9 protein-coding genes and 5 tRNA genes are annotated in these 7,699 nt (G+C 68.6%); 11 read left to right on the top strand and 3 right to left on the bottom strand.

Features of this window, described 5'->3' with window-relative positions; translation table 11 throughout:
* Positions 1-144 precede the first annotated feature (144 nt).
* Entirely contained in the window at positions 145-429 is a 285-nt protein-coding gene (locus ACFXC1_RS20695) for a hypothetical protein (RefSeq protein WP_381244614.1), read from the bottom strand.
* Positions 430-583: 154 nt separating this feature from the next.
* Here ACFXC1_RS20695 and ACFXC1_RS20690 point away from each other — a divergent pair, with 154 nt between their 5' ends.
* From ACFXC1_RS20690 to ACFXC1_RS20665, 6 genes are all read left to right on the top strand, one after another.
* Positions 584-1,315, top strand: a complete 732-nt coding sequence (locus ACFXC1_RS20690; protein WP_381244612.1) for an HAD family hydrolase — start codon at positions 584-586, stop codon at positions 1,313-1,315.
* 91 nt (positions 1,316-1,406) lie between these two features.
* Positions 1,407-1,478, top strand: a tRNA-Gln gene (locus tag ACFXC1_RS20685).
* Between the two features lie 21 nt (positions 1,479-1,499).
* Positions 1,500-1,572: transfer RNA gene (locus ACFXC1_RS20680), tRNA-Glu, on the top strand.
* Between the two features lie 61 nt (positions 1,573-1,633).
* Positions 1,634-1,706 (top strand) — tRNA-Glu (locus ACFXC1_RS20675).
* A gap of 20 nt (positions 1,707-1,726) precedes the next feature.
* Positions 1,727-1,798: transfer RNA gene (locus tag ACFXC1_RS20670), tRNA-Gln, on the top strand.
* A gap of 43 nt (positions 1,799-1,841) precedes the next feature.
* Positions 1,842-1,914, top strand: a tRNA-Glu gene (locus tag ACFXC1_RS20665).
* Positions 1,915-1,963: 49 nt separating this feature from the next.
* Here ACFXC1_RS20665 and ACFXC1_RS20660 read toward each other — a convergent pair.
* Entirely contained in the window at positions 1,964-2,608 is a 645-nt protein-coding gene (locus tag ACFXC1_RS20660) for a MerR family transcriptional regulator (RefSeq protein ID WP_381244610.1), read from the bottom strand.
* A gap of 78 nt (positions 2,609-2,686) precedes the next feature.
* Here ACFXC1_RS20660 and ACFXC1_RS20655 point away from each other — a divergent pair, with 78 nt between their 5' ends.
* Positions 2,687-3,199 (top strand): DUF4188 domain-containing protein, encoded by a 513-nt coding sequence (locus tag ACFXC1_RS20655; RefSeq protein ID WP_381244608.1) that lies wholly within the window; start codon positions 2,687-2,689, stop codon positions 3,197-3,199.
* 178 nt (positions 3,200-3,377) lie between these two features.
* On the opposite strand, the gene ndgR is transcribed toward ACFXC1_RS20655, so the two are convergent.
* The gene (ndgR, locus tag ACFXC1_RS20650) at positions 3,378-4,094 is read right to left on the bottom strand and encodes an IclR family transcriptional regulator NdgR (protein WP_019068721.1); all 717 of its coding nucleotides are present in this window, start codon (positions 4,092-4,094) and stop codon (positions 3,378-3,380) included.
* A gap of 190 nt (positions 4,095-4,284) precedes the next feature.
* On the opposite strand from ndgR, the gene leuC reads away from it, so the two are divergent.
* The 4 genes from leuC (at position 4,285) to ACFXC1_RS20630 (ending at position 7,575) form a co-directional block, all read left to right on the top strand.
* Positions 4,285-5,709, top strand: a complete 1,425-nt coding sequence (leuC, locus tag ACFXC1_RS20645) for a 3-isopropylmalate dehydratase large subunit (protein WP_019068722.1) — start codon at positions 4,285-4,287, stop codon at positions 5,707-5,709.
* Positions 5,710-5,714: 5 nt separating this feature from the next.
* Positions 5,715-6,308, top strand: coding sequence for a 3-isopropylmalate dehydratase small subunit (gene leuD / locus ACFXC1_RS20640; protein WP_381244605.1), 594 nt, complete (start codon positions 5,715-5,717; stop codon positions 6,306-6,308).
* Between the two features lie 263 nt (positions 6,309-6,571).
* Complete coding sequence (locus tag ACFXC1_RS20635) at positions 6,572-6,802, top strand: SCO5555 family protein (protein WP_019068724.1); 231 nt, start codon at positions 6,572-6,574, stop codon at positions 6,800-6,802.
* Between the two features lie 137 nt (positions 6,803-6,939).
* The gene (locus ACFXC1_RS20630) at positions 6,940-7,575 is read left to right on the top strand and encodes an HU family DNA-binding protein (RefSeq protein ID WP_381244603.1); all 636 of its coding nucleotides are present in this window, start codon (positions 6,940-6,942) and stop codon (positions 7,573-7,575) included.
* The last annotated feature ends 124 nt before the right edge of the window (positions 7,576-7,699 follow it).

Genomic DNA, 7,699 nt, shown 5'->3' with positions numbered 1-7,699 from the left:
CGCGACGCCGGCCCGCCCTCGCTGCCGCCCGGCCCCCCCCCCCCGCGCGGGGCGCCCCCCCCCCCGCGCCCCCCCCCCCCCCCCCCCTCACGCGTCCCGGCGTGCGGCCACCGGTCCAACGGGCCGATCCGCCCGCGCGCGTTGTCAGGTGGCGTCGTCCTCGTCGATCAGGTAGTGGCTCTCCTCGAAGACCTCCAGCACCACGACGACCATGATCGTGCCGGCCACCATGTACTCCACCACGAGGCCCGGAGCCACGTAGGCCTTGCGCAGGTGCTCCTCGGGTCCGAGCTGCGCGGTCGATGTCTTGCGGAAAGGGTCGCGGGCCAGTACGCGCATGGCCCCGTCCAACTGGGCCCTGCGCTCTCCGGGCAGGGCGTCATACGCCGAGCGGGCTTCGACGGTGAACTGGACGCGGAACTCGGTCATGGCTGTGGCTCGGGCTTTCGTTCGTCGGTCCCACCACCCTTTGGCATCCCGCATCCGTGCGGCCCGGCTCCAGGACCCTCTCCGGCGCCTGATCCGCCGATTCCCGGGCCCGGGGGCGCTGACCCGCCCCGGGGCCCTGGGTTACCGTCGGATCATGAGCATTCGGGCCGTGGTCTGGGACGTCGACGACACCCTGTTCGACTACACCGGCGCGGACCGCGCGGCCATGCGCGAGCACTTGACGGCCGAGGGGCTGCTCGACGGGCACGGGAGCCTGGCGGAGGCCCTGGAGCGCTGGCGGGTGGCCACCGAGTTCCACTGGGCGCGGTTCTCGGCGGGGGAGGTCACGTTCGAGGGGCAGCGTCTCGACCGGGTCCGGCACTTCCTGGACCGGGAGCTGACCGACGCCGAGGCCGACGACTGGTTCCGGCGCTACAAGACCCACTACGAGACGGCCTGGGCCCTCTTCCCGGACGTCCTGCCCGTCCTCGACACCCTCGCGGCCAGCCACCAGCACGCCGTCCTCTCCAACTCCAGCCTCACCGTGCAGGACCGCAAGCTCCGCACCCTCGGCGTGCACGACCGCTTCGAGGTCATCCTGTGCGCGGCCGAACTGGGCGTCTCCAAGCCCGAGGCCGGCGCCTTCCTCGCGGCCTGCGAGGCGCTGGAACTGGCGCCGCACGAGGTGGCGTATGTCGGAGATCACCCCGAGATCGACGGACGGGGTGCCGCGGACGCCGGTCTGCTCTCCGTCTGGATCGACCGCCGCGGCGGGCACACCTCCGTCGAGGCCCTGGTGGGGCGCCACCGGATCGGCTCTCTCGCCGAACTCCCCGCTCTGCTCGGCGCCGATACCCGTTTTGGAGCCCCGTCCACCTTCGGGTAATGTTCTTCCTGCGCCGCCGGAGAGCGGGCCGAAAGGCCGGGAACCGGAGGTGCAGACTAGAACAAGATCCCCGCAAGGGCTTGAGTTCCAGTGGCCTATGGTGTAATTGGCAGCACGACTGATTCTGGTTCAGTTAGTCTAGGTTCGAGTCCTGGTAGGCCAGCTCGCAGAGCTCATCTGCAACGCCCCCGTTGTGTAGCGGCCTAGCACGCTGCCCTCTCACGGCAGTAGCGCCGGTTCGAATCCGGTCGGGGGTACAGATCCTTCCCAGGAAGGTGGCCGGGTCGCACCCGCCGCCTCTCATGCAGGATCGCTAGGGCCCCCGTTGTGTAGCGGCCTAGCACGCTGCCCTCTCACGGCAGTAGCGCCGGTTCGAATCCGGTCGGGGGTACGCTTTACCTTGCATCGCCTTGGTCTATGGTGTAATTGGCAACACTACGGTTTCTGGTACCGTCATTCTAGGTTCGAGTCCTGGTAGACCAGCTCTGATCTGCGGCTGTGTAGTTTAGATGCCTGCACGATCTGGGCCCCCGTTGTGTAGCGGCCTAGCACGCTGCCCTCTCACGGCAGTAGCGCCGGTTCGAATCCGGTCGGGGGTACATACAGGAAGGCCCTCCACTTCGGTGGGGGGCCTTTCGCATGCCCCGCTCACTCGAAGCCGTACCGCCGCGCCGACTCCTCCTCCTGCGCCAGCCGGTGCAGAGCCTGGAGCACCGGCTCGACGAAGATCGCGCCCGCGACCGCCGTCTCCACCTTCTCCGCCTCCGAGGGATGCGTCTCCACGAAGTCCAGGTCGAGCACCGCCGCCTCATGCATCAACTTGGCGTAGTTCACGACGAGTTCGGGCGGCCAGTCGTAGCCGAGCCGGCGAAGTGCGGCCACCGCCACCACCAGTGAGCGGTAGGACGGCGAAATGGTCACCAGGGCCTGGGAGTTGGACCAGCCCAGCGTCTCCAGGAGCCTGTCGACCTCGCGGTGCGCGGCCTGGACGAACTCGTCCTCCGCGTCTGGCTCCGGAACCTGCGGCAACGCCCAAAGTGCCGCGCCCAGCCGGATCGTACGGCCGAGGGAGTCGTCGTCGACATGGCCGAGCACCTCGCGGACCGTGGCCACCGGCAGCCGGCCGACCTGGATCATCGCGCGCACCAGCCGCAGCCGGCGCAGGTGCTCCTCGTCGTACTCGGCGGTGGTCGCGTTGACCTGGCGGCCGGGGCTCAACAGGCCTTCGCGAAGGTAGTACTTGATCGTCGCGATGGACACACCGCTGCGCTCGCTCAACTCGGACAGCCGCATGCCTTGCGCCCTTTCTCGGATACCGGCACTATCCAAACACGGGTCATCGGATAGTGCCGGTACCCAACAAGGGGGGCCATGTTCGCGAAGCCGGTCAACGGCCGTACCACCGCTGCCGCCGAAGGAGAGGTGGTGGTACTGCTCATCGGCATGCGCATCAACCGCTTCTGGGCCGTACACCACTGGGTGCCGGTGTTCCTCGCGATGCCGCGCATGCTGCGAGAGTTGGGGAAGGACCCCGGTCGCGGACTGCTCGGACACGTGCTGCTGACGGCGTCCCCGCGGACGTACTACGTCGTCCAGTACTGGGAATCCAAGGAGAAGCTCTACAAGTACGCGAGTTCGCCCGACATGTTCCATCACAGGGCGTGGGCGATCATCAACCGCAAGGAGAAGGCGGGAAAGGTGCGCGGGCACGTCGGTCTGTGGCACGAGAGCTATGTCGTGCCCGAGGGCTCGTACGAGGCGATCTACGCCGACATGCCGGCCTTCGGCCTCGCGGCGGCGCACGGACAGGTGCCGGTGGAGCGGCGGGGGAGGCGGGCGAAGGACCGGTTCGCGTACCGGTCGGGGAACGTGACGTCCGAGTAGGGGGGAGCGCCCCAAAGGGGCGCGGGGCTGTGTCGATTTGTGGCTCCGCCACGTGGGCGCGACCAGCCACGACGGCGCGGCACTGGAACGACGGTCGATGTGATGCGCTTGACCTCGGACATGGCGAAGGGCCTGCCGCGGCGTTGAGGCAGGCCCTCGTTCAGATGCACCGGGTGGATCAGCCGGTGCGGCGCAGCGCCTCGGAAAGGCGGGCCGCGGCGTCGATGACCGCCTGGGCGTGCATACGGCCCGGGTGGCGCGTCAGGCGCTCGATGGGGCCGGAGACGGACACCGCGGCCACCACGCGGTTCGAGGGGCCGCGCACGGGCGCGGAGACGGACGCGACGCCCGGCTCGCGCTCGCCGATGGACTGGGCCCAGCCGCGGCGGCGTACGCCCGAGAGGGCCGTGGCGGTGAAGCGGGCGCCCTGTAGGCCGCGGTGCAGGCGCTCCGGCTCCTCCCAGGCCATCAGGATCTGGGCCGAGGAGCCGGCTTTCATGGTGAGGGTCGAGCCGACCGGGACCGTGTCCCGGAGTCCGGACAGGCGTTCCGCGGCGGCGACGCAGATGCGCATGTCGCCCTGGCGGCGGTAGAGCTGCGCGCTCTCGCCCGTGATGTCCCGCAGATGCGTGAGCACCGGGCCCGCCGTGGCGAGCAGACGGTCCTCGCCGGCGGCCGCGGCCAGCTCGGCGAGCCGGGGGCCGAGAATGAAACGGCCCTGCATGTCGCGCGCCACCATGCGGTGGTGTTCCAAGGCCACGGCCAGCCGGTGTGCCGTGGGTCGTGCCAGCCCGGTCGCCGCGACCAGACCCGCGAGGGTGGCCGGACCGGACTCCAGAGCGCCCAGGACAAGGGCTGCCTTGTCCAGGACGCCGACGCCGCTACTGTTGTCCATGAAACGATACTCGCGTCTCACTCTGTGAAACGCAAGTTCCTTTTTTCGTGAGACGCGCAACTCTTGTAGACACAGCGGCCCGCGTTCCAAACGGGCCAGGCGGCGGCTGCCCGTGAACCAGGGGTGCGAGCGCCGTCTCCTCAAGATCTCTAGTTGGGCCGGCGCTGTTTCGCCGGCCGGAGGGAAAGCGATGGGTAGGACACTCGCGGAGAAGGTCTGGGACGACCATGTCGTCCGGCGCGCCGAGGGCGAGCCCGACCTCCTCTTCATCGATCTGCACCTGCTGCACGAGGTGACCAGCCCGCAGGCCTTCGACGGGCTCCGCCAGGCCGGGCGTCCCGTGCGGCGCCTCGACCTCACCATCGCCACCGAGGATCACAACACCCCGACCCTCGACATCGACAAGCCCATCGCGGACCCGGTCTCCCGGGCCCAGCTGGAGACGCTGCGCAAGAACTGCGCCGACTTCGGCGTGCGCCTGCACTCCCTGGGCGATGTCGAGCAGGGTGTCGTCCACGTCGTAGGACCGCAGCTGGGTCTGACCCAGCCCGGTACGACGGTCGTGTGCGGTGACTCCCACACCTCCACCCACGGCGCCTTCGGCGCGCTGGCGTTCGGCATCGGCACCTCCCAGGTGGAGCACGTGCTGGCGACGCAGACGCTGCCGCTGGCCCGCCCGAAGACCATGGCCATCACGGTCGACGGCGAACTGCCCGACGGCGTCACCGCCAAGGACCTGATCCTCGCCATCATCGCGAAGATCGGCACCGGCGGCGGCCAGGGCTACATCCTGGAATACCGCGGCTCCGCCATCGAGAAGCTCTCGATGGAGGCCCGCATGACCATCTGCAACATGTCGATCGAGGCCGGCGCCCGCGCGGGCATGATCGCCCCCGACGAGACCACCTTCGAGTACATCAAGGGCCGCGCCCACGCCCCCGAGGGCGAGGACTGGGACGCCGCCGTCGCGTACTGGAAGACCCTGAAGACCGACGAGGACGCGGAATTCGACGCCGAGGTCGTCATCGACGGTCCCTCGCTGGCGCCGTTCGTCACCTGGGGCACCAACCCCGGTCAGGGCGCGCCGCTTTCGGCCTCCGTCCCCGACCCGGCTTCGTACGAAGACGCTTCGGAGCGCCTCGCCGCCGAAAAGGCCCTGGAATACATGGGGTTGGAGGCCGGCCAGCCGCTGCGCGACATCAAGGTGGACACCGTCTTCGTAGGTTCGTGCACCAACGGCCGTATCGAGGACCTGCGTGCGGCCGCCGCGATCGTCGAGGGCCGCAAAGTCGCCGACGGCGTACGGATGCTGGTCGTCCCGGGCTCCGCGCGGGTCGGTCTGCAGGCCGTCTCCGAGGGCCTGGACGTCGTCTTCAAGGAGGCCGGCGCCGAATGGCGGCACGCGGGCTGCTCGATGTGTCTGGGCATGAACCCGGACCAGTTGGCACCCGGTGAGCGCTCCGCGTCCACCTCCAACCGCAACTTCGAGGGCAGGCAGGGCAAGGGCGGCCGTACGCACCTGGTCTCGCCGCAGGTCGCCGCCGCGACCGCCGTGCTGGGCCATCTGGCCTCGCCCGCCGATCTGTCCGACGCCCCTGTGCCCGCTGGAGTCTGAGAGTCATGGAAGCATTCACCACGCACACCGGCCGGGCCGTCCCGCTGCGCCGCAGCAACGTGGACACCGACCAGATCATCCCCGCCCACTGGCTCAAGAAGGTGACCAGGGACGGCTTCGAGGACGGGCTGTTCGAGGCCTGGCGCAAGGACGAGAACTTCGTCCTCAACCGGCCCGAGCGCAAGGGCGCGACGGTCCTGGTGGCCGGCCCCGACTTCGGCACCGGCTCCTCCCGCGAGCACGCCGTGTGGGCGCTGCAGAACTACGGCTTCAAGGCCGTCATCTCCTCCCGCTTCGCCGACATCTTCCGCGGCAACTCGCTGAAGAACGGCCTGCTCACGGTCGTTCTGGAGCAGAAGACCGTGGACGCGCTGCAGGACCTCACCGAGAAGGACCCGCAGGCCGAGATCACGGTCGACCTGGAGGCCCGTGAGGTGCGCGCCGAGGGCATCACCGCCGCCTTCGAACTCGACGAGAACGCCCGCTGGCGGCTGCTGAACGGCCTGGACGACATCTCCATCACCCTCCAGAACGAGGGCGACATCTCGGCGTACGAGGCCAAGCGTCCCTCGTACAAGCCGCGGACGGTCCAGGTCTGACCCCAACCTCCGCACCAGGTCGAGATCCGGCCACCGCGACACCCTCTGTACCCCCGATCGCCACGATTGGGGGTACAGCCATGTCTGCACTCGAACGGCCCCGCGCGCCTCCAACGCTTCTCTCAACTTCCCATGTTAGACAGGGTGTTGACTGGGTAGGCGCAGCTTTGAGCCAAGGCTGCCGCCGAGCTCCGTCAGGCCGTTCGAGGCACCAGTTGCGACCCCCGCAGGCGACAACTCGCCCCAGATGGCACAATCTGTGCATGGAACACGACGGCCAACTCAAGCTCTATGCGGCAGTCGCGGACCAACTCAAGGAAGCGCACACAAGGGTGCGCGCACTGCAAGTCCCGGAGGGCGTACGGATGGCGCTGGCCCGGAAGCTGCTGGTCATTACGGCCGCGGCCAAGCACGATCTCGCCGACGCGACAAGGCGACTGGACCGGTTCACGGCGGACCTCGACGCGGGTCGATTCCCCGAAGAGGAACGCTGAACAAGTCCAGGACAGTCGAGTTCGTTGCGGCGCACGGGTGATTAGCCCGTTTCGTGTTTGATTTGCGGTATATATCTGCCTAACGTGCGGAAAAGCCTGAACACTTTCGTTCCGGCAATGTCTCCGAAGGGGAAGACGTGAACAAGGCGCAGCTCGTAGAAGCGATTGCCGACAAGGTCGGTGGCCGTCAGCAGGCCGCCGAGGCGGTCGACGCGGTACTGGACGCCATCGTCCGTGCCGTCGTCAGTGGGGACCGGGTCTCGGTCACCGGTTTCGGTTCGTTCGAGAAGGTCGACCGTCCGGCCCGTTACGCCCGCAACCCCCAGACGGGCGAGCGGGTTCGGGTCAAGAAGACCTCCGTGCCGCGCTTCCGCGCGGGCCAGGGTTTCAAGGACCTGGTGAGCGGCTCGAAGAAGCTCCCGCGCGGTGGCGAGGTCGCCGTCAAGAAGGCGCCCAAGGGCAGCCTGAGCGGCACCGCTTCGGCGACGGTCAAGAAGGCCGCGGCCAAGAAGACCACCGCCAAGAGGGCGACGGCCACCGCGAAGAAGACCGTGGCGAAGAAGACCGTGGCGAAGAAGACGGCGGCCAAGACGGCCACCGCCAAGAAGACCACGGCCAAGAAGTCGACCGCCAAGAAGACCACGGCGACGGCCAAGAAGACGGCGGCCAAGAAGGCCACCGGCACCGCCAAGAAGGCCACGGCCAAGAAGGCCCCGGCCAAGAAGTCGACGACGCGCAAGACCACCGCCAAGAAGGCCACCGCCACCCGCTAGTCAGCGGAACGCAGGGCACTCACGCGCCGGGCCGGACTCCCGCTGGGGTGACCGACCGCGGTATTTTCAAGGCCAGGACAACGCCGGTCAGAAAGTTTGACGCGTCCACCAATTTAACAAGATG

The sequence above is a fragment of the Streptomyces hokutonensis genome, assembly GCF_042751305.1.
GTDB classification, from domain to species: Bacteria; Actinomycetota; Actinomycetes; order Streptomycetales; family Streptomycetaceae; genus Streptomyces; species Streptomyces hokutonensis_A.
Note: the sequence above shows the minus strand (reverse complement) of the source record. Positions and strands in the feature narration are given on the sequence as shown.